The sequence below is a fragment of the Chitinophaga sp. CF418 genome (genome assembly GCF_900142925.1).
Taxonomy (GTDB): Bacteria; Bacteroidota; Bacteroidia; order Chitinophagales; family Chitinophagaceae; genus Chitinophaga.
On sequence record NZ_FRCN01000005.1, the window covers coordinates 383,373 to 408,228 of the forward strand.

Consider the following 24,856-nt stretch of genomic DNA (forward strand, 5'->3'; position numbering starts at 1 on the left):
ATTTAAATGCTTGTTCCTCCTTTAAATTTGGTTATCAACTTCAGCGAATTTAAATAATCATTGTCAAAATGGATAAACCGGCATTCTCGTTCCGGTAGTTGCAATTTGTAACGCCATTTCGCATTGGTAGTTAATTCTTCAAAGTGATAAAGTTTACCCACTCTCCCTCTAAAGTCCACAACATCAAATGCGTCTCCTTTGCGGGTATCTAACTGAATCAATCGATATTGCAGACTAACATACGCCAGAATGTTTTCAAGCGTGTCAATAGGAATGATAGGTTCTTCTCCCGGCAGGTATTTTTTTAGCTTCAAAATACGTGCAGCTCTCTTTTCAAAGTCTCCTTGTATGAACTCTACCTTTTCATTTTTGAATATCGTATAACCATCCAATCGGTAATCAATACATGTCCGAATGAGTGTATAATCGTCATTATACTTCAGGACAACGCCCGAAATATTGTCCTTCCGGCCCTGAAACTGGAACGTTAAAAACTTGCCTACATAGCGTTTAAGGTGCATGAGTTTACTTGTATAATATGAAGATAGGAAATATACCTTGAAAGTTAGAATGGAAAGACTCATCTGACATGTTTATTGCCTGATGGGATAATGGGTATCTTCCACATCCAAGTCACCGATTGGGTATCCCCTGTTACAGTGAAAATCATTTGATCAGAGACTGCAACAACAAAAAAGCCTTCAGACATCATCTGAAGACTCAAAAACTTTTCGCTGTCGCTTAGATTTTCCTGGCGGGCTACCGGGGACGAAGTTCGAACCTGTTTGAAGATAATTTGTCTGCAATTCAGGGTTTTATTAGTGAATTTATTGGTAGGATATCTATCGATAATAAAATGATATATGTGGGAGCTTGTTTTCCTTTACATAATAAACATTAGTTTCTTTTCAGAGACTCTCTGTAGAGTAGTTTGTATAACGACGTTAATTGATTTTGAACGAATCGGCTATTGATTATTTTATTTCAAATTTGAAGTTATTTATATATATATAAATTATGGTTAGCCTTTTCCTCTTCATAGATATAGTGCTATACTAATTCAAATGTATTGTCAAAATTTGCCCCACTAATTAGTATATGCTTCACAGATATTTTTCATGATCATTGGGTTTAATATTTTCTTATATTAGTATCATATCTTTTGACAGTTAACCACAATGTAATCAATGAATAACAAAAATGCCCATAGCTTAAACGTATTGAAATTTTGGAGAGCCATTGAAGCCTTTAATCTACCTGATCTACCTGAGCAGAAAATAAGGGACACGCGGAAATTTACCCAGCTTCGTTCAACTGATTTATTTCCATGGGAAACCCCTTCCTTCGTTAGTGTGCCCGATAGAAAATGGAAACACACTATCTACTTCGGTTGTATGCTGAAACAACGAGTGCTTGACGTAATCAGAACGGCAGTTACTGATGATGAAGAACAGATAGAACCTCTTTTAGGTAGTACCTGGTTATCTGCTATTGTCGTAGATGAGAACGGATGTATATACTATAAAACATATACACGAGCCGCTTTTTCTTATGCTGTAGAAGTACTTATTGCAGGCACATCATTAGACAAAGTGAAAGAAGATTTGGACCTTGCATATGCTGGGCTTCCGGGCCGGTTTGACATTGAAGAGGTAGAGGAAGATGATGAGGAGAATACAATACCTCTTACCTGGATACAGATTGAGAATGAAATAACTGATCTCAGAAAAATTACATCGGTCTTTAGAGAAAAAATTGATATACTATGTGTTTCTGAGTTAATACATGCTACTACCGAACCTGAAGCTCCTTTTTTAAATAGCTTTTATACAGCCGACTTGAGCAATCTTATCGACTTATTGCATAGTAAAAAAGATATTGGTCAACCATTGACTGCATACTTGCAGGAGAAAATATGTATTGAGGATCGCTATGATATGCAAGAGAACGGTATCATTATCCAATGCATACATCCCCAATATCAATCTGCTGCTCGCTGGCCTTCAAATCCTGCGCATGGATTACATAGTGCACAACAGGCAGCCGTATACATGTCTTTAAATAAATTACACAATGAATCTGGGTTACTAGGTGTTAATGGCCCTCCTGGTACAGGAAAAACCACTTTATTAAGGGAAGTAGTTGCCGACGTTATACTAAAAAGGGCGGAACGGCTTTTAGATGCTGGTGTCAACAAATTGTTTAGTAAGAAACGGATATTTGTAGGGGATAGCTATTACTATAATATTATGTCCGGTGTTTTTGCTAACGATGGTATACTCATTTCAAGTAATAATAATACAGCTGTGGAAAACATTTCGAAAGAACTTCCCCAGATGAAAAGTATTGATGTAAAATCGTTTCCTCAAGCAAGCTATTTCACAGAGACGGCTCGGAAGATGGGCGAGAAAGAACCAACTTGGGCGATTTTAAGTGCTGTATTGGGTAACAGTACGAATTGTAAAAAATTTAGGTATAACCTGTTAACTACAGGTAACTTTGGGAATTTGTTGAATAGCCTTGATAATGAATATGCAGAAACGCACTATAAAGAAGAATTTCATAGAGTTGCGACTGAATTGAAAGCATTACTAAGTGAATTTAAGACATTTCAGAAAATTTCTGCTACTTATCATGAAGGGGTTCTGGCAATGTATTTTCCAAAAGATTATAAGCGACTAGATAATGATACTTTGCTAAATCTTAAAAATCAGTTGATTCATACTTATAAAATACTTCCAGAAAATATCATAGATCAAAATGTCTCTCAAATGAAGATGGCAGATATTCATCGGATGTTACCTTATTCATCGGTTACTATAAACACCTTAAGGAGTAATATCTTTCTAAAGAGTCTGGAATTAATAGAGCATGTAATAAAGATAAATGCGCGGCATTTTAAAGCGAATATTGAGATGTTCCTCAACATGCTGGCAGGAAAGAATACCGGATTAATCAACGATGCTGCTGCTAAGATATTATGGGATACTTTCTTCTTTTGTATACCGGTTGTTTCTTCAGCCTTGGCATCTATCGAACGTTTCCTTAAGAAATTAGGACAAGCTGATATAGGCTGGCTATTGTTAGATGAAGCAGGACAGGCCACACCACAATCTGCCTGTGGTGCCATCTGGCGTTCTCAACGTTGTATCGTGATTGGAGATACTTTGCAGGTAATGCCTGTGGTGACAGTGTCTGAATTGCTTGGAAAAGTTTTGCAGAAAAATTATGATATACTTGTTCCATACTGGTCTCCTCTATACTCCTCAGCCCAACTATTAGCTGATAGAACTACAGCTTTTGGAACTTATGTACTTGGCAAAAATGAAAAGATATGGACCGGTTTCCCTTTGAGGGCGCATCGAAGATGTGCTGACCCTATGTTTACGATTTCAAATACGATAGCTTATGATGGCCAGATGGTGAAAATAACCAAAGATGGACCGTTAAATATTTCTATTGGAAAAAGTACCTGGATAGATGTTAAAAGCAATCGCAATCGTGGACACATCATTACTGATGAAATAGAAGCGCTGAGGGAAAAAATGAACATCCTCCACGAAAATGGCGAAATGGGTACTATTTATATCATCTCTCCTTTTAAATCAGTTGCATCGGAATGTCAGCATATTTTCGATGATGTTGAATGCGGAACAATTCATAGGTTTCAGGGAAAAGAAGCTGATATTGTTTTTATAATTCTGGGGAGTGACCCTAATGTGTCTCGAGCAAGAGAGTGGGTAGCGCAAGCTCCCAATATGTTAAATGTAGCGGTGACCCGTGCTAAGAAATATATGTACATTATTGGTAATAGGGAACTATGGAAGCTACAGCCGTATTTTAGTTATTTGGCGGAGATATTGCCCGTAGATGAGTATAGGAGAGAAAATATTGGACGATGATAAAGATGTAAGTAGGGCAATTCCCCGGACCTCTTTGACGGTCAAAACCATTTAATTTGAGACTAAGCATGGCTGCCTAATAGCTTATACCAGTATACAACAAAAAGCCTTCAGACATAATCTGAAGGCTTCAATTTTCTGCGGGCTGCCGGGGACAAAGTTCGAACCATTTTATAGATTACTTGTCTGAAATTCAAGTTTTATTAGGCGAAAATTTACTTCAGAAATGAATTAACCAACTGAATGTACTATTCATTACGTAGGCTTTTTATCGGATTTGTCAGCGCTGCTTTGATACTCTGATAACTCACGGTCAATAAGGCAATCCCGATCGCCAGTAATCCTGCCAGCGCAAAAAACCACCAGTCAATCGTAACCTTATAGGCAAATTCCTTCAACCATTGATCCATACCCCACCAAGCCACAGGGGAAGCCAGTACTAACGCTATCACAATAGGTTTGAGAAAATCCTGGGAAAGCAGTGCCACGACACTGCCGACAGATGCGCCTAACACTTTCCGAACGCCAATTTCTTTTGTCCGCTGTTCGGCAGTGTAGGTCGCCAATCCGAATAACCCTAAGCAGGCAATAAAGATAGTCAGGCCAGAGAAGAGCGTTAATACCTGTTCTATTTTCTGTTCTCCGAGATAAACCTGCTTAAACCGATCATCTAAAAACGAATAGGAAAAAGGAGCAGCGGGAGAAAATGATTCCCACTGTTCTTTCAGCGATGCGAGAAGCTGTGGAAGTTCACCAGGACGCGTTTTGACTAGAATGTTTCCTGAATTCCCACCGAGGAACATGACTAAAGGCCCAATTTTCTGCCGCAGGGATTCGAAATGGAAGTCGCTTACAACTCCAATGACCCGGTAATATGTTTTTACACCATTATCGTCAATATGTCCAATCAGTTCTTTGCCGATCGGATTTTGCTGCCAGCCTAAGGCCCTGACAGCCGTTTCATTCAGAATCACAGCCGAGGAATCGGTGGATAAATTTTTAGAAAAATTGCGTCCCTCGATCATATGCATCCCTAGTGTAGGAATATACTCATCATCTACTTTGTAGAATCGACTCATTACAGCTTTATCAGGATTTTCTCTGGACATCACAGGCGTATTGTCGAGGGCCGAATTTCCAATGGGTACCTGCCCTGAAATACTTCCCGTGATTACCAGCGGAGATTGGACGATCTTATCCCGAAATAGGGTTTCGTTATTGTGAAGCATTTGCGTATCATGAATGATAAGCACCTGTTCACGATTGAAACCAATTTTCTGCGCTTGCATGTAACGTAGTTGTCGATCTGCGGTAACGGTGGCAATAATCATCGAAATGGTGATGAAGAATTGAAAGGCGACCAAACCGCTTCGCAGGTTAAAACTTCCGCGTCCGGCAGTAATCCGCCCTTTCAATACCACGACCGGCTCAAACGAAGACAAGTAAAAAGCCGGATAGCTACCTGCCAACAGGCCGACCAACACCGTCCCCACTATTAAACCAGTGGCTACGAATGCATTTGTCAGTAAACTCAACGTAAGTGTCTTGCCTGTCAACTGATTAAAGTAAGGCAAAGACAGGCATACAATCAACAATGCGACTATTAGTGCGGCAACAGCCAGCAAAACTGATTCAATCAAAAATTGTTGTTGCAATTGTCTTTTTACCGAACCCAATACTTTACGTACTCCTATCTCGCGTGAACGACGTACTGCCGTGGCCGTTGACAGGTTCATGAAATTCACGCAGGCTATCAGCAACATAAAGGCCGCAATGGCGATAATTACGTATACGTATAGAATATTTCCTCCTGGGGTTAACTCATTTCCGCCGAATGTAGAATATAAATGAATCTTAGTGAGTGGCTGAAGAAAAATGCCAAAATCATTGCCCTTCTCACGAAACTGTTTTGGGCTAAGGTGTAGGAATTCCTGCAATTCAGCTCCAATTTGCCTTTCAGCAAGCTGCGCAACTTTAGCCTCCAACTTTTTATAATTGTATTTCTCAGGCAGCACCACGTAGGTGTAATAGTTTATGCGATACATCCATCCTATATGCTGCTCGTCATCATCAGGTGAGGAAACCAGCATATCAAACCGAAAATGAGCGTTCGTGGGGACATTTCTGACCACACCTGTAATTCGATGAGGTATCTTTTCACGGCTGAATAATAAGACTTTCCCAACCGGGTCCTGATTGCCAAAGTATTTCCGTGCAGTTTCTTCTGTCAATACTACCGCGTTTGGCTCTGTCAGTGCCCGCTTGGGATCTCCTTTCAGAAATGGAATGGTGAACACCTCGCAAAAGGTTGAGTCGGTATATAGCAGATTATCTTCTTTAAAAGAACTGGTCCCATTGCTGACAAACTCTCCTCCCTTCAGAATGCGCGTTGCTTTTAATATTTCCGGAATTTCCTGTTGTAAGTCGCGGGCCGCATTCGGGCCTAACATGGGACCACCAACGTCCTCACCGTCTAACCGCGCCATGAGTCCGACCCGGAAAATCCGATCTGCCTTCTCATGATAGCGATCATAGGATAATTCATCCTGAATATAAAGCATGATCAGTATGCAGGTAGCCAATCCGATAGCTAAACCAATTATATTAATGCTGGTTGAAACTTTTTGTCGTTTCAAACTCCGGAATGCGATTTTCAGATAATTCTGGATCATGGTGGATTTTAAGCTGAAAGTGGCCCGGTAATCCGGTTGTTGATAATATTGTTTATCCGTGTTCCTTCTGCGTACAAATGGCGGTACCACCGACACTACATTCAACAGATAATGCAGTGTGGCCCGAGTTTTACCGGAACGCTTATACCGGTACCTATATAACTCATCCAGATCACCTGTTACTTCCTCCAGCGTATTGTCAGGATGTAGTCTACTAAGTAGCCATCGGGCCCAGCGGGGTGGTTGAACAGGGTCTTTCATGCGTTACCAGGTTGAAGCATGTCAGGCGGTAATAGCAACCAGAGATTTTGGCGTAGCTGTTGGATTTCCTGAAGCGCCCGATTTCCCAAGGCAGTAATCTGGAACAGTCGTTTACGTCGTCCCCCGCGTTCGGCCGTGGACCCACCCAGTTCAGATGTCACAAACCCTTTCTCTTCCAGACGGATCAGCGTATTATGTACCGTGCCGAACGTGACGATACGTCCTGTATGCTCTTCCAGTGCCTCACTTATCGTCACACCATACCCTTCTCCGTTCAGGATGGCGACCATCAGTAAAATTATTTCTTCAAATTCACCCAAATATGTTCTACGCATATGTTCAGGTTATTAGCTTCTATTTTATCGAACAAAGGCGGTGCCAACTCAGCAAACAGGCTGTTTCCCAATAGAAACGGCCTGTTTATGTGTAGTAACGAGCTTGTAACTGTCCGCAAATGGCCATTTCTTGTCCGGCGCCGGACATTGTAAGGCGAGATACAATTGCCTATCCCCGCATCAGGCAGATTAGTTGGAGTATGTTCAGAGGAGAACTGAAATATAGAATAGATAGAAGGATGTATTCGAAGAAGAATATTGATCTGGCTTATAAAAAATGGGAATAATCAGGCATAATCATACTTAATTATTCCAATTTGCATCTGCGAGAAAGAGGGATTCGAACCCCCGGACCTGTTACAGTCAAAATCATTTGATCAGAGACTGACACAAACAAAAAAGCCTTCAGACATCATCTGAAGACTCAAAAACTTTTCGCTGTCGCTTAGATTTTCTTGGCGGAGAAAGAGGGATTCGAACCCCCGGACCTGTTACAGTCAACAGTTTTCAAGACTGCCGCAATCGACCGCTCTGCCATTTCTCCGGTGCAAAAGTATAAAACTGATTTAATTTTCAAAAAAAAACTTTTCCATATTGCATATCATTCTGGTAAAATCCTTTGTGTTGTTGGGTTTGCTCGTAAAAAAAAACTATTTTTAGGTATTACTGATACCCAGTACGGAACAAACATGCGATCAAAATTCATTTTCCTGTACCCGCTCCTTTGCCTGATGTTTATACACATTGATACTATTCAGGCGCAGCAAACGACGTGCACAGCGATCGGTCAGAACCCTTCCACTGCATTTCCCGTTTGTGGCACCAAAGTATTCAGCCAGGAGTCAGTGCCCAAATGCGGCGGAAGATCCGTTGTTGGCCCTCCTTGCCCCAATGGACAGGACGGCGGCCTTACAGACGTTAACCCTTATTGGTATAAATTCACCTGCTATAAAGCAGGAACGCTTGGATTTAAGATCACCCCAAAGGTATTGACGGATGACTATGACTGGCAGCTATTCGATGTAACAGGTCATTCGCCCGATGATGTATTTACTGATCCACGCCTCTTTGTATGCCGGAACTGGTCTGGTGAAGGTGGCGTAACTGGCGCGTCCGGCGCAGGTACTTCCCTGCAGGAATGCGGAGGGCGTGGAGTACCATTGTGGAGTAGTATGCCGACGTTGATCCTGGGCCATGAATACCTGTTGTTACTCAGTCACTTTACATCAGAAGGACAATCGGGATATGACCTGGAATTCACAGGAGGAACGGCTGATATCACCAGTCCGGGAATACCAGCTATTCAGTCTGCTACTTACAATTGCCTGAACAGTACCATCGGCATAAAACTCACCAAGAAAACACTTTGTAAGACATTAACTTCTCAGGGAACGGAGTTCACTTTTACAAAAGGAACAGCTACTATCACCGGAGCAAGCGGCGCAAATTGTTCCAATGGCTTCGACAGTGATTCACTGCTGGTACAGTTAAGCGCACCATTAGTGCCCGGCGATTATACCATCGCCATAAAGAATGGTACAGATGGTAATACCGTCCTGGATGTATGCGGTAATGCACTGGCAGAAGGGGAAAGCGCTGATTTCCATATCACTGTACCGCCTACAGTGGAACTGCGGAGCGCAGCGCCGGTAGGTTGTGCCCCCGACCTCATCAAAATCGGATTATCAGTGCCGGTACGTTGCGGATCTATTGCTGCCGATGGAAGCGATTTCAGGATAAGCGGAACACCGCTGGCAGCCATCAAGGGGGCTGTCGGTAATTGCAATGTAAACAACCTGACCGATACCCTGATCATTCAACTGGCTCAACCACTGGTAAGAGACGGGAATTATACTATCACACTAACTACCGGCACCGATGGCAATCCAATATTGGGAGAATGTGGCCAGCCGGCAACTATCGGACAAACAGTTACCTTTCATACAGTCGATACCGTTTCTGCTGATTTTGACTATGGTCTGAACAGGAACTGTAAAGTAAGCACCCTGAGCCTGACACATGACGGCGACAACGGCGTGAATTACTGGCACTGGACGTTTGACAGCACAGACAACCGCTATACGCAGAATGTCACTAAGATATATGGCAATTTCGGGCCCAAACATGTCACCCTGTTTGTATCCAATGGCACCTGTACAGATTCCGTTGCAAGGGATATCAACCTGGAACAGACAATGGGCGCAGTCTTCAATGTAGATCCGGGGCCATATTGCCCACTGGATATCATCTCCCCTAAAAATGCAAGCTTCGGAAATCTCATCTCCTATCTGTGGGATTATGGGAATGGTGCTATCAGCGTCGGTCCGGATGCGGTACCGCAACGATATTATCCTACTCGTAAGGAACAGGATTACCAGATCAGGCTGATCGTGGAGGATAACCTTCATTGCATGGATACGGTGGACCATATCATCAAAGCCGTAACGAGCTGTTATATTGATGTGCCTACCGCCTTCTCCCCTAATCATGACGGGATGAACGACTATCTCTATCCGTTGAGTGCTTATAAGGCAATAGACCTGGAGTTTTCCGTATACAACCGCGTAGGACAACTGGTGTTCCAGACCGCCGACTGGACGAAGAAATGGGATGGTAACGTGAAAGGTAAACCTGCCGATGTCGGCACCTATGTATGGATGCTCCGCTATACTATAAAAGATACCGGTAAAAAAGTATTTCGTAAAGGAACCACCGTACTGCTGCGTTAGTAGCAGTACGGTACCAGTTTATGCTATTGATGAGGCATGGGTTTCGCAATCCCTGCAACCTCTCCAGTTCCTGATGTGTGCCGTGATCAACAGTATGGCTCCGGTGATCTTGAAGCCCATTTCCAGCGGGGTGAAGCTTATAAAATTGCCTGTTATCATCAGTAACAACCCTGCTATAAAATATACCAGAACAGCCTTTTGCCTGTGCAGGCGCATATACCCTTTCCAGATAGCCCACCCTCCGGCAGTCATCGACACAAATACCGTCAGAACCTCCAGGAAAACATTCTTCAGTATTTCCACCCCAAACAGGCTGAAGGCCGTAAAAATAACAGGTAACAACACACAATGAACAGCGCAGGCCAGTGATGCTCCTATGCCTATGGCGTCCCATTTCACCTGGTAAGCGGACTTTATTCCGGTAATTCTGTCAGTTTTCTCCATGGTTTCCTCTTTTCTGTCAAAAATCCCTTTGTATTCGGGTACGCATTTCTCTATCCGGGGAACAAAAGTAAATAAATGAAACAACGATGCAAAAAGTATTTAGGAATAATTACTGACTGGATAAAATTACCGGGCTTTCTTTAGCAGGCTTAGTTGAGGCAAGATTCCCAGGATATTCCCGCGAATGGATGAGCCGTATTACCCGGTGTCATACGCTGGTTACATCCTGGAAATATCTAATATAGTCCCGGATATTCTAAGTCCTACATAATGTTTACATAAGCTGCATATAGCCAGTATACAACTTGCATATGAGTTGCATTATCCTTCGTTAATCCTTCGTTCGGAACGAAAGATTAACGAAGGATAATGCTGGTCATATGCAACTCATATACTGGCTATATGAATGACGTAAGCGGCTTTACTGCAAATGACGAAAGGCTCTTATAACGCCTCTTATCGACGAACAAAAAATTATGTGAAAATGAATAAAGTGCTACGTATGCTTAATACAGCAGGCCTATCCTATCATAAAGCGCCTGCATAACATCAGTCATACAGGGGCTTTTATGAGCAGGTATATATTTCGGGCGTTCTATATTACACATGCTGCACCATCGGCTGACTGGGCAGCACAGGTAGCATAACTCCCAGGAAGCCCGCATAATTGGCCAGCGCATGTTGGGCGCCGGCCTGGCCAAACCAATCTTCAGCAGTATTATCCAGGTATTCGTCGTATAGGTTGGTACCAAATACTGTATAGTTATTTTGCTGCTGCTGATAACCATACAACAGGAACACACCGTAAAGCAGGAAGAACCCCTCTCTTAATGTAACCGTATAGTCATTGTAGGTAATAGAAATAGCCGAAGCAGCGGGGCTTGGGAGATATAACAATCCTGTCAGGAAAATAGTATCCGCTACAGGGAAGTTTGGTACTATATCATTTGCATTCTGATAGTGCCATGCTGCTGGTAACTTGGCATCCAGGTCATTGGCAAAATCAGCGTTACCAGGAGCAGGTGCTGCAAATGTATAAAGAGATACACCGCTGGAAGGATGATTGCCCGATGTCAATGTGCTTACGAAATAAGAAGAATATACATTCGCGATATTACCGCCCAGACTATGTCCTGTAATGGTTACCTGTTTACCGTTCCCAATAACATTGCTGGTCAGGTAATCTGTGACAGATAAAGTAGAACCAAACGAATCCGTCATATTCTCCAGGTTTGTAAAGGCAGTATACGCGCCATTACTCACCTTGGCATCAGCCGTGGTTGCATACTGCCATTTTACACGGGTGATCACATCCAGATCTTCCAATACCCAGTTGGCAAATGCATCCCAATTATCAAAAATATCCTGGGGAGGAAGCGAACCGCGGATAGCGAGTGCATAGTTATCCCCGGTAGGGTCAACCGCGATAAATGCATAGTTGCCATCCTCCGTCTGAACACCGTTCCATACTATTTTCCATCCTGGCATGTAGGTCGTAATGTCGTTAACCGGATCAGGTGTGTAGCTGACAAAGCAAAGTAATACAGCAGTCGTGGCGCCTGCGGGTTGAGGGGCGCTGCTGTTAAGGGTCGGAGAGATAGTTCTCATCGTCGTGATGTTTTAAAAAATGAAGAATGCGGGACTAAAAGGGTAATTGACTGTTCGTGGCGTTATATGATACTAAGGTAACACGTTTCAGGAATACCCGATACAATGCAGTGTTAACGGTATAATAATTGAGCGTTATGTACTACTAAGTACCTGCTTTTCAAACAATATCAAATCCCGCATTGCTTCATTTAAGCGATGGTTCATCCGCCAATAATCGTCCTTATATACTTTACTGTTTCCTCCGGCTGCTCTTCAGGAACATAGTGACCGCAATCTTTTATCACCACTACCTTTGGCGTTGTTACTGCCTTCAATGCGTTGCCTATAAGTTCTCCCAATGCATATTGCCCTCCTATCGCCAGGACAGGTATTGACAAATGACGCTGCACTTTCCTGTTATGCTGTGCACTTACGTTAAAAGCCCGGTAGTACTCAAATCCACGGCCCAGCCTCTCCTTTCCCGTATAGGCTTTTACATATACATCCAGGTCTTCTTCGTTAATAGCAGATTTAACAAATGACTTGTTGGAAAAATACCAGTTGAGATATTCTTTTTCTTTGCCTACCACAAGCAACTCCGGTATATCTGCCACAGCATGGAAATAGAATTGCCATATCTTCTTTGCATTCTCCGGTTTAAACACTTCATCAGACATAAACCCCGGAATAGCAGCATCGATGACTGTCAGGGTATTCAGCTGATCTTCATGTTGCAATGCAAATGCAACAGCCACCCAGCTGCCTACATCATGCGATACCAGGTGCACCTTCCCTACTTTCAATGCAGTGATAAATTTACTGATGATAGCTGCAACAGCTCTGGTATCATAACTTTCCGTAGCGCCGCTGTTGCCCAGACCAGGAAGATCCAGGGCTATAACCCTGTTAGTTTTCGCCAGCCCCGGAATTACCTTACGCCATACATAAGAGGTTTGTGGCCAGCCATGCAGCAGCAGTATCACCTCCCCCTGCCCTTGCTCATAATAACAAAGCTTTGTACTTTCGATCTGAATGAATTTTGCATCCGGCATTTGTGCTTGCATGTTCTTAATGAATAGAAAAATAAATAGTGATAATAATATTGTTCTTTGTCTCATAAAACAAAATTAGTCTCACAACATTTTGTACAGGAAGACAAAAAACAGGTAATTCCTGCCAATTACAGGAACTACTCATACCGTCTTAACTATGTCAAAGGAAGAGAAACACATCGTTATACTGGTGCCGTCCAATTCTGCGTTGATGGACATGGCCGGACCACTGGAAGTATTTAACAGAGCGGCCATACTGGCCCAACGTGAAGAAAAAGACACGCGTTACATCGTACATACCATATCGGGCGGAAAGACCCGCCAGGTCGTAACTTCTTCTTTTTTACCTATTCTGTGCGAGTCTACTTTTGAAGAAGTGGATTACCCCATCGATACACTCATTCTTTCCGGTATTCCTGCGGATGACCGGCCATTGGATCAAGAGCTGCTTCCGTGGATCGCCCTGCAGGCAAAACAGGTACGCAGGATATGCACGGTATGTTCCGGCACTTTTATGCTGGCGCAGGCAGGAGTGCTTAACGGGAAACGCGCTACTACACACTGGCGGCTCTGTCAGCGCCTGGCGGATATGTTTCCCGAAATAAAGGTTGAAAACACCCCTGTCTTCGTAAAGGATGGCAACATCTATACCTCCGCGGGAGTAACCACTGGTATGGACATGGCCCTGGCCCTGGTAGAGGAAGATATGGGCAGATCTTTCGCCCTGGACATTGCCCGGCAGATGGTACTTTTCCTCAAACGTCCCGGCAACCAGTCCCAATACAGTACCATGCTGGAAGCACAGGAAACAGACTATGAACCGGTGAAAGCAGCGCTGGCCTGGCTGCATAAGCACCTGCATGAAGAGATCACCGTAGAACGATTAGCGCAGGAGGCAGCAATGAGCCCCCGCAATTTCGCCCGGGTATTTGTACAGGAACTGAAAATCACACCTGCCAGATACGTAGAAAAGCTGCGGCTGGAACAGGCCTGCAGAAGTCTGACGGAAAAGAAACTTACACAGGATGAAATAGCTGTACAAACAGGATTTGGTAATGCACAGAATATGCGAAAAGTATTTCTGAGAACCATGGAGGTAACCCCTTCCCAATACCGGAAAAGATTCAGAAGCACGTTTTAGCGGCCGGTCTGGAAAGGACATTCACCTGCTCATATTGGCAGCCTGATTGACAGCCAGCGATCTTTCTGACAGATTAAATTCACCTGCTCCTGCCAGTCTGTCCAGATTCATGAGAGGTAAGATATTTGATGCATCTAAAAAAATCGATACAATTCAAATTATGGATGCATATTCTCAAGTTATCATTGACGCTGTGGAAAAAGCAAGTCCGGCAGTTGTCAAAATAGAAAGGCTGAACGCCAGCGGTAACCAGGAGGCAGTGTCCGGAACTGGCTCCGGGTTCCTGTTCTCTTCCGATGGTTATATCTTCACCAACAGCCACGTTGTAAACGGGGCTACCAGCCTGAAAGTAATGCTGCAGGACGGTCGTATATACCCAGCCAGCCTGGCTGGCCAGGACCCTTCTACAGACCTCGCGCTTTTGAAAATTGATGCCCGGGAATTTTCTCCTGTGAAACTGGGCGACTCCGACGAACTGAAGATCGGTCAGATGGTGATTGCCATTGGTAATCCCCTGGGATTCCAGCACACCGTTACCGCAGGTGTGATCAGTGCTTTGGGCAGATCACTGCAGGGACAGGACGGTATGATGATGGATGCGATGATACAGACAGATGCAGCCCTGAATCCCGGTAATTCCGGTGGTCCGCTCATTAACAGCAATGGAGAGGTTATTGGCGTTAATACAGCCGTTATCCGCGGAGCGCAGGGCCTTTGTTTTGCTATCAGCATCAATACCGCCAAGGCTATCGCCAACCAGCTGATCCGTTACGGTAAAGTCAAAAGAGCCTATATAGGTGTTGCCATGCAACAGATAGATCTTGTACCAAGACTGCGTACCATTCATCAGCTAAAAAACAAACAGGCTTTGTTTATCTCCAAAGTGGAGCGCAACAGTCCCGCGGCCAAAGCAGGTATCCTCAACGGGGACATCATTTTCCAGTTCAATGATCAGCCGGTAGAAACTGCCGACCAGTTCTTTAAAATGATGACTGCTGATAAAATAGGTCAGTTCCAGTATATCAATGTGATAAGGGACAATGTAAAACATGAACTGCGGGTAACACCCATAGAAAGAGGGGATTGAGTGCAATAACATCTCTATTCTTAACTATGTAAATTAATAGCGCCCACTGCCAGCAGAAATCTTTCATTCCCGGGGAAACATCTGTAAATTAGACAGTATAAGATTCCGCGGCACCCCTGCCTCCAGTTGATCACGTTATACTATTACATATGAGTAAGAAATTGCTGTTATTTATCGTCAGCCTGCTGGCATTCAGCCAGTTCGCCAGGCTCTCTGCACAATCGCCCGGCATTTTCGACGGACAAACAGATGTCGGGAAAGTGAAACTCCCTGGTGCCACGCGGTACGACCCAACAACACAGCAATACACCATCAGCGGCGCCGGTACGAATATGTGGTTCGGCAGTGATGAGTTTCACTTTGTGTGGAAGAAGATGAAAGGGGATTTCATTCTCCGTACCAATGCCCGATTCATTGGCAAAGGTAAAGAAGCACATCGCAAATGGGGCCTGATGATACGCAGCTCGCTGGACACCAGCGCTACACACGTGAATGGCGTCGTACATGGAGACGGGTTAACCTCCCTGCAGTTCAGGCGTACTACCGGGGCGAATACAGAGGAAATAAAATCAACTATAACCGCTGCCGATGTTGTGCAATTAGAACGGAAGGGTAATACATTCACTTTATCCGTAGCACGTAACGGACAAACATTCGTCAGTGAAAAACTGGATAATCTCGCATTGGGAGATGAAGTATACGCAGGCCTGTTCGTCTGCTCTCACAATGCAGATGTTGTTGAGAAAGCAGTGTTCAGCAACGTACGTATCACGGTACCTGCGCCCGACACACTGGTACCTTACCGCCAGTATATCGGCAGTATGCTCGAAATACTGGATATCGCTACGCAGAACAGCACCATCGTTTACCAGGTGCCAGGTTCCATACAGGCCCCTAACTGGAATAAAGATGGCAGATCGCTGATCTATAATGCTGACGGGGTGCTGTACCAATTTAACCTGGAGGAGAAAACCCCTTCCCTGATCCACACCGGAGAAGCGAAAAAGAACAACAATGATCACGTGTTATCCTTCGATGGAAAGATGCTCGCTATCAGCAGCGGCGACGGGGAAAAAGGCGCGTCAATAGGTTATGTGGTGCCACGCACAGGAGGCACTCCTACACGTATCAACAAGGTGGGTCCTTCCTATATGCATGGATGGTCGCCGGATGGAAAGTACCTGGTATTTACCGGGCAACGTAACGGTGAGTTTGATATCTACCGTGTGCCTGCTGCCGGTGGAGAGGAAGTCAGGCTGACCACTGCCCCCGGACTGGACGATGGACCTGAATATACACCAGATGGAAAGTACATTTACTTCAACTCTGTGCGCAAAGGATTGATGCAGCTATGGCGGATGAAGGCCGATGGTTCTGAACAGACACAGATCACAGATGATGGTTTTAATAACTGGTTCCCGCACATTTCCCCGGATGGTAAGTGGATCGTATTCATTTCCTTTCTGAAAGAAGAAGTAGTGCCGTCAGACCATCCTTTTTATAAACATGTTTATTTACGGCTGATGCCTGCAGGTGGTGGCCCCGCCAAAGTGATTGCCTACCTGTACGGTGGACAGGGCACGATCAATACGCCTTCATGGTCGCCGGATAGTAAGCGTATCGCATTTATCAGCAATACCAATCTGCTATTTCCCATATTTCCTTCGGGAAAATGATCTTTACACACGACTCATCTGCTTGTTGATCTCAACGGCAGCACTAATTAAAGCAAGGTGCGTGAATGCCTGGGGAAAGTTCCCCAGGTGCTCTCCCTTTTTTCCCAGCTCTTCACTGAAAAGTCCGAGGTGATTGGCATACCCGATCATCTTTTCAAAACTTTCTATCGCCAGCTCCAGTTCTCCGCATTTGGCAAGGGCTTCTATATACCAGAATGAGCACATATTGAAAGTACCTTCTTCGCCATCCAGTCCGTCTACCCTTTCCAGATGGTTCCGGTAACGATAAATGAGTACATCCAGGCGTAGCTCCCTGTCTATTACCTTCATCGTCGAAAGCCATCTTGGCTCCAATGGGGTAATAAAATGCGTCAGGGGCATCAGCAGCGCGCTGGCATCCACTGTTTTGGCGCCTTTGTATTGTACCCATGCCTGCAGGTCTTTATTCCAGAAATTATGGTAAATGTCATTATAGATTTCGTCGCGAACGGTCTGCCATTCAGTTTCCGGATAGGGAAATGAACGATGTTGTGCAATTTTAATGGCCCTGTCCATGGCTACCCAGCACATTAAACGGGAGTGGAGGAATTCCCGTTTCTCGTTCCTTATTTCCCATATGCCATGATCGGGCATTTTCCAGTCGCTGATCACACATTCCACCTGTTTCCTGATCAAGGCCCAGAATTCGAAGGTAATGGGCTCAAAAGACTTATTGTAGATGTAGATAGTATCGATCAGCTCTCCGTAAATATCTGTCTGGCGCTGGCCGGCGGCAGCGTTGCCGATACGTACAGGTTTAGCATGTTTATAGCCATCCAGGTGTTTCAGTATTTTCTCCTGCCCTGCTTTGCTGCCATCAATATTGTACACCAGTTGCAACTGGCTCTCCCTGCACAGGTTAAATATCCAGTCTATAAAGGCGGCTGCTTCATCATAAAAGCCCAGTTTCAGGAAAGCATACATGGTAAAAGCGGCATCTCTTATCCAGGTAAAACGGTAGTCCCAGTTACGGTTGCCGGCCAATGCTTCAGGAATTCCAAAGGTGGGCGCCGCCACTACGGAACCGTACTTTGTGGAGGTCAGTAATTTCAGGGTAATGGCCGACCGTTGTATCAACTCCCCATAATGTCCCTTATAAGTCGATTTGCCTACCCATTCCCGCCATTTCACGATCGTTCCCTGGTAGATGTTCGTATAATATCCAATCCCCTCTAAGGCCCCTGTATCGCCTTTTTTGACGGCCTGCAATACGATATGCGCTACTTCCGATTCCCGGAGAGTAAATTCCGCATATCCATTCTTACGTTTCAGCTGCAAAGGTTTATCTGCTATCAACCGGAGTTGCACATCCCCGTCGTTGACAGGGGTAAAAATGATCTCGTTTTTCCTATTCTTCAGCACTGCCTCATGTTTAGCTGCACCATAGTCAAACCGGGGCACACAATTCACCTTGAAAGTGATATTGCCGCGGATGGTTTTGATCTTGCGGACTATCGTGCAATCATTCTCCTTCTGCACATCAGCAATGGGCATATAGTCCGTCAGCTCAGCAATACCGCAGTCAGAGAAATAGCGGGTCAGCAGGATAGCCGTACCAGGTATGTAAAGTTGTTTGGAGGTATAATCTTTCAACTCAGGCTCAACAGAAAAGTACCCTCCTTTGGTGGAATCCAGCAGGGCGGCAAAGATAGTGGGAGAATCAAACCGCGGAAAGCACATGAAGTCAATTGACCCTGTCAGGGAAACCAGGGCAACAGTCTCCAGATTGCCTATAATACCATAATTTTCAATGCGTTGATATGGTCTTTCCTGATGCTTCATACTAATATTTATCATGAACCATGCCTAAAGCATGGGGCCTGTTACAGCCGGGAGAGCGCTTCGGGATTTCTGCTATCGTCCGGCTTCCGCAGCTCCTGTTCCCTTATCTTTACAATATGCTAGAACTGCCTATTACCGTACGTATCCCCTCGGATGAGGAAATAGATTACCGGCCGGACATCGACGAGATCCTCTTCAAAAGAAGGAAGGCGAAGATCGTAGAAGGGTACGCCCTTACACTTAATGAGAATCCCCGCCTGCCCTATCGCTTCCAGGCTATGATCAATATTGATAACAGCCGTTTATGGTCCTTGTTCCAGGCACTGGCGGCTACTCTGCCGGATAAGGTAAGCTGTGTGTATGGCATATATGAAGAAGACCAGGTCACCACTCCCCTGCTGCAGAAACAGTTTGTACTGAATGAACTGGAAAAATACCGGCAGGAGCTCACACAGGACTGCCGGCTGGAAGCCGGACTACTCTTCCAGATAAAAGGCATACTCATAGAACTCAGCATCAGTGAAAGTAAATACATCCGGTATTGGGGCGCAGAGCTGGAACGGTTCCGGTTACTGATGCAATCATTTCATTTAGCACCGGTGGAGGGACTGGAATTTATCGATGAATATCCGAAGATAGTAACCCCGCTAAGAGAACTGGTACGCACGGCCAAAGCGCCGGAGACTGTACTTTATTATCTTGACCAGGCCTTTCATATTGACAGAAGAGCTCCCGATCCTTTTTTTGACTGATAAAAAAATATCCCGGCCACTGTTTCATTAAAGGTATCTTGGTCGGGAGTAACGAGGTCAGATTTGCTACAGGAAGAAATTTAAAAGATACCAAGGGCACCAATAATCATGGAATAATTTAGCGAGTGTCTCATTTGTGAGTGGGTTTACAATAGGAGGCAGATGAACAGTGATCTCTTGCAATTAAACGCAATCAGTTCCATTTTCGTACGGCTATACCTCCTTTGTACGTTCCCGCTAATATATTGAATGAAAAACAGCGCTTTATGCCTCAACCGGCTCAGGGCTTTCCTGCAGCACCTGGCGGGTATATTCCAGTCCCACCGTATAAATGGCGTCGAAACGTTTAAAATCGAACATGCCGAACTGTCCTAATTCCTGAGGCTCAATAAAGCGACTGCACAGCAGCCGGTTCTTCAATACCGGCTCATGAATGGCCATATGCAGGGTTCTCTCTATATTAGCGCGGATGCCGCTGGCGGGATTATAAGGTGTGAGCGGATTGACATGTACGCCGATGATGGATTTGTATTTCCCTGTCAAAGGTTCTACCGGAAGGTTGCCGGAAATACCTCCATCCACATAGGGAATGCCCTCAATTACCACCGGCGGAAACAACATTGGGATGCTCGAAGCCGCCAGTATAGCGGGTATCAGTGGTCCTCTGTCAAAAATAGTTTGTTGCCCTGTTGAAAAATTGGTGGCAGTAACATACAGGGGGATCGGTAATGATTCAAAGGTAGTATGTCGTAAAGTCTGCGTCAGTACCTTTTCCAGGATCTTCAATGACAGGAAACCTGTTTTCAGGTTCCGCCATTCAACCGTCAATCCCATCTTTGTATGCAGAAAGATCTCCCTTACCTCATCTGTAGTATAACCATCACAGATAAAGGCCGCAGCTATAGAGCCGGCACTGGTAGCCGCGATAGCTTCGGGAAAGATATTATGTTCTGCAAACGCTTTTAATACACCGATATGGGCATAACCACGGGCGCCACCACCAGATAGGACAAAGGGGCGCTGTATAGGGACTCTCAACTCCTGATTCATATGGCTAATATATATAAAGAAAGTAAAATCTGCTATCTTTAGTACCTATCAAATTTAACCCGATGAAAAAATTCCCGCTGTTATTGGCAGTTGCGCTCGTCATATATGCACTGCCGGGTTACACACAATCCGCCGCCACATCGCCTGCAAATAATGCGCCCTCTACCCTTTGCATCACGCATGCTAACCTGATAGATGTCAACACCAGTAAAACGCTGGCAGATCAGACCATCATCATTGAGCATGACCGTATACTGGCTACAGGACCATCAAAGAAACTGAAGACACCCGCCGGCGCTACTGTCATAGATGCCACAGGCAAGTACGTTATGCCCGGTATGACGGACGCGCATATCCATTTTTTCCAGACCGGCGGCCTGTATACCCGGCCCGATGCCCTGAACCTCATGGCGGTATATCCTTATGAAAAGGACCAGCAGTGGGCAAAGGAACATCTGAATGATATGATGGCCCGCTACCTGGCATGTGGTATTACTACCGTGGTAGATGTAGGCGGACCATTCAGCAATTTTGCCATCCGCGACAAAGTGAATGCCGATCCCCATGCTACTAATGCCTGGGTAACAGGACCGTTGGTGTCTACCTACCTTCCACCTAACCTGGATAAAAACGATCCGCCTATTGTGAAAGTGACTACGCCGGAAGCAGCCCGTGAACTGGTAAAAAAGCAATTGCCCTATAAACCTGACTTTATTAAGATCTGGTACATTGTGGTGCCAGGTATGCCGGCTGAAAGTACTTTACATATTGTGAAGGCGACGATAGCCGAAAGTCATGCCCACGGATTAAAAGTAGCTGTACATGCTACTCAGTATGAAACCGCTAAACTGGCTGTTACAGCGGGGGCTGACATCCTGGTGCATAGTGTGGATGATAAAGTGCTGGACAATGAAATGCTTCAGTTGCTGAAAAGCAAACAAACCGTTTACATTCCTACCCTGACTGTAATGCATGGCTATAAACGGGCGTTTACGCAACAGTTTGATTTCCCCGCCCATGATCTGGCGTATGGGGACCCGTTTATGCTGGGAACATTGATGGACCTTCAGCATATTGACAAAAGCGTTGCCGGTTTTGAATATAAAACTTTACGCACCCGTCATTTCATCCCTTCAAAAGAAGATACTGTGATGCGCACCAACCTGGAACTGGCGGAAAAGGCCGGCGTAAATGTAGTGGCAGGCACTGATGCAGGTAATATCGGTACCTTGCATGCTTCATCCTTTTTTACAGAACTGCAAGCCATGCAACAATCGGGATTAAGCAATCTGGAGATCATCCGTTCAGCTACCATCAATGCGGCAAAAGGTTTTGGAAAAGACAAGGATTATGGCAGTATAGAAAAAGGAAAAATTGCCGACCTGCTGATCCTGGACAAAGATCCTACACAGGACCTGAACGCCCTGGCGGATGTACAGACCGTCATACACCGTGGCGTACAGTTGCAACCAAAGGAACTGCTGAAGCCCACACCGGCAGTATTGGTACAGGAACAGCTGAATGCCTATAATGCCCGTAATATCGAAGCCTTCCTGGCGCCTTACAGCGATAGCATCGCTATCTATGACCAGGCAAGCGGTAAATTACTGATGCAGGGAAAAGAACAGATGCGGCAACGATATGCGGCCATCTTTGACAGGGCAAAAGAATTACATTGTCAGCTGGTGAACAGGATGGTGCTGGGTAATACAGTGATAGATCAGGAAAAAGTAACGGGTATGGGGGAAAAGCCAATGGAAGCTATTGCTGTTTATACCATTGAAAACGGTAAGATCGTAAAGGTATCCTTTATCCGTTAAACATATATGGGGGCCGGTTACTACATTGTAAACGGCTCCCATATCGTTTTCTAACGAACTATCCGGATCAGATGAATAACGGGAGGGTTCATCATCTTACGCGTCATTGTAGTACCTGCAATGGCAATCAATGTGCCATAGATCAGTAATACCTTCGTCATGCCCAACCCGGCTACTCCTGCCAGCAGCCCTCCGATACGTCCGCCTGCCATAACCTCTCCGCCCGCATCAAGGACCAGGGTTAAACTCAGGGTGTAAAGAAACAGCACTGTTATAACCGCCAGCGCAATCATTGGCTTTTTAGCAGCCCTGAACTTAGTATATTTGTCAACGGTGTATGAAGCCCCCGGAAGGTGATCTTTCAGAAAGTCGAATATTTCCTGTCTTGTAGCATCGTCCTTAATTTGCAGATGTTCTTCTATATTCTGGCCGAAGAAAACCTGGATATAGTCATTCCCCTCCTGCAGGTGGACCTCTTTGATGTAGTCCGCAGGAATGCTAAAGAGGCCTGGCGCCGTAAAGTCATTCATCTGCATATCCCTGACGATGTTCTCTATTTCATCTGGTTTCGGGTTTGCTTTGTACAGTGTTCCATTTGCGAAAGCTAACAGCTTGTCCCCTTTGTTGTCGTAGTTTGTCCAGTACCTGGTCATATTGCCTATTAAAAAGGCAAGATAGATCGTATTATTTAAATTGTCAATATAATATATAATATAGGTGCGTAACCCTTTTTATATACCGGGGAGTTTTTAGCTTTATCATTGCCCGTATAAAGTCCTTTTAAGACAGATGTTATCCCTTCTAAGATACCGGAGAGGACCGACGCTTTTAATCTTCTCATTGGCCGTATATTTACAACATGAGCGGCATTACAGACATTTCCACATTACTGCAACACATGACGCCTCAGCTGCATGAGGGAGCATACGTTTTCTGCACGGTGAGCAACCCGGGACAGGTAGATTGGCAGGAGGTGATTGGGAGCTTCCGCGAAAAAGAAGGTACAACACTTATTCTTGCCAGGGAAACGGCGGACCGTCTTCAGCTGCCTTATACCTACATCGCCGCCTGGATCACACTCACCATACATTCGTCGCTGGAAGCGGTGGGACTTACGGCAGCCTTTTCCACGGCGCTTGCCAAAGCGGGGATCAGTTGTAATGTAATGGCAGCCTATTACCATGATCACATTTTTGTGGCTTTAGCAGATGCGGACAGGGCTATGCAGGTGCTTAAATCATTCAGTACCAATACTTCTATATAACAAAAGGATAGATAATCACCGGCTGACCATACCGCTCAAGATGTAGTAAGACCGTTGTTATAAAATAGCGGGTCGGCAAAATGGGGGGAGTGGTGGTTTGAAAATATTTTTTGTATCTTTCGTCGTTATACTTAATCAGCTATCCCTAACCGAACCTACATGAAAACTAAAATGCTATCACTGATAACAAGTGCTGTTATCACTTTTTTCTGTACGGGCTCCACGACCGTATTAGCGCAAAAGAAAGTGCTCAATCCGGGTACATTTAACATTGAGAAGAATGGTGCCGTTATTTCCTCAAAGGATATCAGAGGTACTGCCACCATCGGTAGCAGTAAGATGGCTATCATGAACCTGGAGTGTACTCTTCGTGATGGGAACAGAACATTGTCCATCAAATTTGATCTGAAGAAAATCGGCGAATTCAAGCCGGTTACTATTTCACTGGACCAATCGGCTGGCGGCGAAGAATCCGCCAACTTTGCACAATTTCTGAACTATCCGAAGGATGAATCAGCAGAAAACGCAGATGATGCTGCCAGTAAAGATGTTTCCTGCAATTCTGAGAAAGGTACTTTCACACTTACAGAGATCAGGTTTGATGATGTGAAAGCCTTTATCTCCGGTCATTTTGAGTTCACGGGCCGAAATGATATCGAGTCAGGCGCTGAAAAAACGATCAACCTGAAAGGCACTTTCAGCGGTGTACAGATCGTTTGTATGGGCCCTCATCCATGAGCTACCATAAAATAGCTACTACTGCTTTCACGTAAAAGATGGTACTCTCTCCGGTGGAAAGAATTAAAAGAAAGGGATATGTTATTGTAAGGTATCCCTTTCTTTATAATTCCTGCCCCGTCAGACAATAAAACAGGTTTTGTAACTGATGCACATGCACCACCGCTTGTCCATAGGGTATCAGCTGCCCTGGTGCGGCTGCCAGGAATTGAAAGGAATATCCTTCATCCCTTACATACACACTGTCGTTACGATTGTACTTATAGGAGTACACATTTTCATCTTCTCCATGCGCTTTATCTCCTCTTACGAATCCAAAACTGCGCAGATAACCCGTATCCAAAGACAAGGGATGTACATTTGCCAGCGGCAGTTTGCTTTTTGGCAGTGTTGAACTATAGATGAAGCCGTCTAATATGCCCTCTACCTCAAACACTGTTTCATTCATATACAGATCATAATACCATACCAGGTTACCCGGACGCACATCGTTTGCTTCAATCATGATACAATAATTCTCCT

19 protein-coding genes and 1 tRNA gene are annotated in these 24,856 nt (G+C 44.8%); 9 read left to right on the forward strand and 11 right to left on the reverse strand.

Annotated features, from left to right (window positions below; all coding sequences use genetic code 11):
* Nucleotides 1-2: 2 nt before the first annotated feature.
* Nucleotides 3-584 (reverse strand): hypothetical protein, encoded by a 582-nt coding sequence (locus F3I09_RS13960; RefSeq protein WP_149695639.1) that lies wholly within the window; start codon nt 582-584, stop codon nt 3-5.
* Nucleotides 585-1,187: 603 nt separating this feature from the next.
* Here F3I09_RS13960 and F3I09_RS13965 point away from each other — a divergent pair.
* Nucleotides 1,188-3,902 (forward strand): AAA domain-containing protein, encoded by a 2,715-nt coding sequence (locus F3I09_RS13965; protein ID WP_149695640.1) that lies wholly within the window; start codon nt 1,188-1,190, stop codon nt 3,900-3,902.
* Between the two features lie 248 nt (nt 3,903-4,150).
* Here F3I09_RS13965 and F3I09_RS13970 read toward each other — a convergent pair whose 3' ends face one another.
* The 3 genes from F3I09_RS13970 to F3I09_RS13980 form a co-directional block, all read right to left on the reverse strand.
* On the reverse strand, nt 4,151-6,835 hold the full coding sequence (locus F3I09_RS13970; RefSeq protein ID WP_223233238.1) for an ABC transporter permease: 2,685 nt from the start codon (nt 6,833-6,835) through the stop codon (nt 4,151-4,153).
* Nucleotides 6,832-7,170, reverse strand: coding sequence for a PadR family transcriptional regulator (locus F3I09_RS13975; protein WP_149695641.1), 339 nt, complete (start codon nt 7,168-7,170; stop codon nt 6,832-6,834). The genes F3I09_RS13970 and F3I09_RS13975 overlap by 4 nt, the downstream gene beginning before the upstream one ends.
* A 456-nt stretch (nt 7,171-7,626) precedes the next feature.
* A tRNA-Ser gene (locus F3I09_RS13980) sits at nt 7,627-7,714 on the reverse strand.
* Between the two features lie 145 nt (nt 7,715-7,859).
* Between F3I09_RS13980 and F3I09_RS13985 the strand changes: the two genes are divergently transcribed.
* Nucleotides 7,860-9,899 (forward strand): gliding motility-associated C-terminal domain-containing protein, encoded by a 2,040-nt coding sequence (locus tag F3I09_RS13985; RefSeq protein ID WP_149695642.1) that lies wholly within the window; start codon nt 7,860-7,862, stop codon nt 9,897-9,899.
* A gap of 18 nt (nt 9,900-9,917) precedes the next feature.
* Here F3I09_RS13985 and F3I09_RS13990 read toward each other — a convergent pair whose 3' ends face one another.
* The 3 genes from F3I09_RS13990 to F3I09_RS14000 form a co-directional block, all read right to left on the reverse strand.
* A complete protein-coding gene (locus tag F3I09_RS13990) occupies nt 9,918-10,343 on the reverse strand; it encodes a MerC domain-containing protein (protein WP_149695643.1) in 426 nt (141 codons plus the stop codon).
* A 600-nt stretch (nt 10,344-10,943) separates the two neighbouring features.
* Nucleotides 10,944-11,951: a lipase family protein gene (locus tag F3I09_RS13995; RefSeq protein ID WP_149695644.1), complete on the reverse strand. Its 1,008-nt coding sequence runs from the start codon at nt 11,949-11,951 to the stop codon at nt 10,944-10,946.
* A gap of 203 nt (nt 11,952-12,154) precedes the next feature.
* A complete protein-coding gene (locus F3I09_RS14000; RefSeq protein WP_149695645.1) occupies nt 12,155-12,997 on the reverse strand; it encodes an alpha/beta fold hydrolase in 843 nt (280 codons plus the stop codon).
* A 145-nt stretch (nt 12,998-13,142) separates the two neighbouring features.
* On the opposite strand from F3I09_RS14000, the gene F3I09_RS14005 reads away from it, so the two are divergent.
* The 3 genes from F3I09_RS14005 to F3I09_RS14015 all read left to right on the forward strand — a co-directional run bounded on the left by F3I09_RS14005 (nt 13,143) and on the right by F3I09_RS14015 (nt 16,889).
* Nucleotides 13,143-14,126 (forward strand): GlxA family transcriptional regulator, encoded by a 984-nt coding sequence (locus tag F3I09_RS14005; protein ID WP_149695646.1) that lies wholly within the window; start codon nt 13,143-13,145, stop codon nt 14,124-14,126.
* Between the two features lie 160 nt (nt 14,127-14,286).
* Entirely contained in the window at nt 14,287-15,213 is a 927-nt protein-coding gene (locus tag F3I09_RS14010) for a S1C family serine protease (protein ID WP_149695647.1), read from the forward strand.
* 149 nt (nt 15,214-15,362) lie between these two features.
* The gene (locus F3I09_RS14015; RefSeq protein ID WP_149695648.1) at nt 15,363-16,889 is read left to right on the forward strand and encodes a TolB family protein; all 1,527 of its coding nucleotides are present in this window, start codon (nt 15,363-15,365) and stop codon (nt 16,887-16,889) included.
* 3 nt (nt 16,890-16,892) lie between these two features.
* On the opposite strand, the gene F3I09_RS14020 is transcribed toward F3I09_RS14015, so the two are convergent.
* Nucleotides 16,893-18,710, reverse strand: coding sequence for a glycoside hydrolase family 15 protein (locus F3I09_RS14020; RefSeq protein ID WP_149695649.1), 1,818 nt, complete (start codon nt 18,708-18,710; stop codon nt 16,893-16,895).
* 20 nt (nt 18,711-18,730) lie between these two features.
* On the opposite strand from F3I09_RS14020, the gene F3I09_RS14025 reads away from it, so the two are divergent.
* Complete coding sequence (locus tag F3I09_RS14025; RefSeq protein ID WP_149695650.1) at nt 18,731-19,462, forward strand: hypothetical protein; 732 nt, start codon at nt 18,731-18,733, stop codon at nt 19,460-19,462.
* A gap of 264 nt (nt 19,463-19,726) precedes the next feature.
* On the opposite strand, the gene F3I09_RS14030 is transcribed toward F3I09_RS14025, so the two are convergent.
* Nucleotides 19,727-20,512 (reverse strand): patatin-like phospholipase family protein, encoded by a 786-nt coding sequence (locus tag F3I09_RS14030; RefSeq protein ID WP_149695651.1) that lies wholly within the window; start codon nt 20,510-20,512, stop codon nt 19,727-19,729.
* Nucleotides 20,513-20,574: 62 nt separating this feature from the next.
* Here F3I09_RS14030 and F3I09_RS14035 point away from each other — a divergent pair, with 62 nt between their 5' ends.
* Complete coding sequence (locus F3I09_RS14035) at nt 20,575-22,332, forward strand: amidohydrolase family protein (protein ID WP_149695652.1); 1,758 nt, start codon at nt 20,575-20,577, stop codon at nt 22,330-22,332.
* Nucleotides 22,333-22,382: 50 nt separating this feature from the next.
* Here F3I09_RS14035 and F3I09_RS14040 read toward each other — a convergent pair whose 3' ends face one another.
* A complete protein-coding gene (locus F3I09_RS14040) occupies nt 22,383-22,985 on the reverse strand; it encodes a hypothetical protein (protein WP_149695653.1) in 603 nt (200 codons plus the stop codon).
* Nucleotides 22,986-23,191: 206 nt separating this feature from the next.
* Between F3I09_RS14040 and F3I09_RS14045 the strand changes: the two genes are divergently transcribed.
* Together F3I09_RS14045 and F3I09_RS14050 are read left to right on the forward strand one after the other, a co-directional pair.
* Complete coding sequence (locus F3I09_RS14045; RefSeq protein WP_149695654.1) at nt 23,192-23,596, forward strand: ACT domain-containing protein; 405 nt, start codon at nt 23,192-23,194, stop codon at nt 23,594-23,596.
* A gap of 159 nt (nt 23,597-23,755) precedes the next feature.
* Complete coding sequence (locus F3I09_RS14050; RefSeq protein ID WP_149695655.1) at nt 23,756-24,334, forward strand: hypothetical protein; 579 nt, start codon at nt 23,756-23,758, stop codon at nt 24,332-24,334.
* Nucleotides 24,335-24,437: 103 nt separating this feature from the next.
* Here the strand turns inward: F3I09_RS14050 and F3I09_RS14055 are convergent, their stop codons facing one another.
* The gene (locus F3I09_RS14055) at nt 24,438-24,839 is read right to left on the reverse strand and encodes a hypothetical protein (protein ID WP_149695656.1); all 402 of its coding nucleotides are present in this window, start codon (nt 24,837-24,839) and stop codon (nt 24,438-24,440) included.
* Between the last annotated feature and the right edge of the window lie 17 nt (nt 24,840-24,856).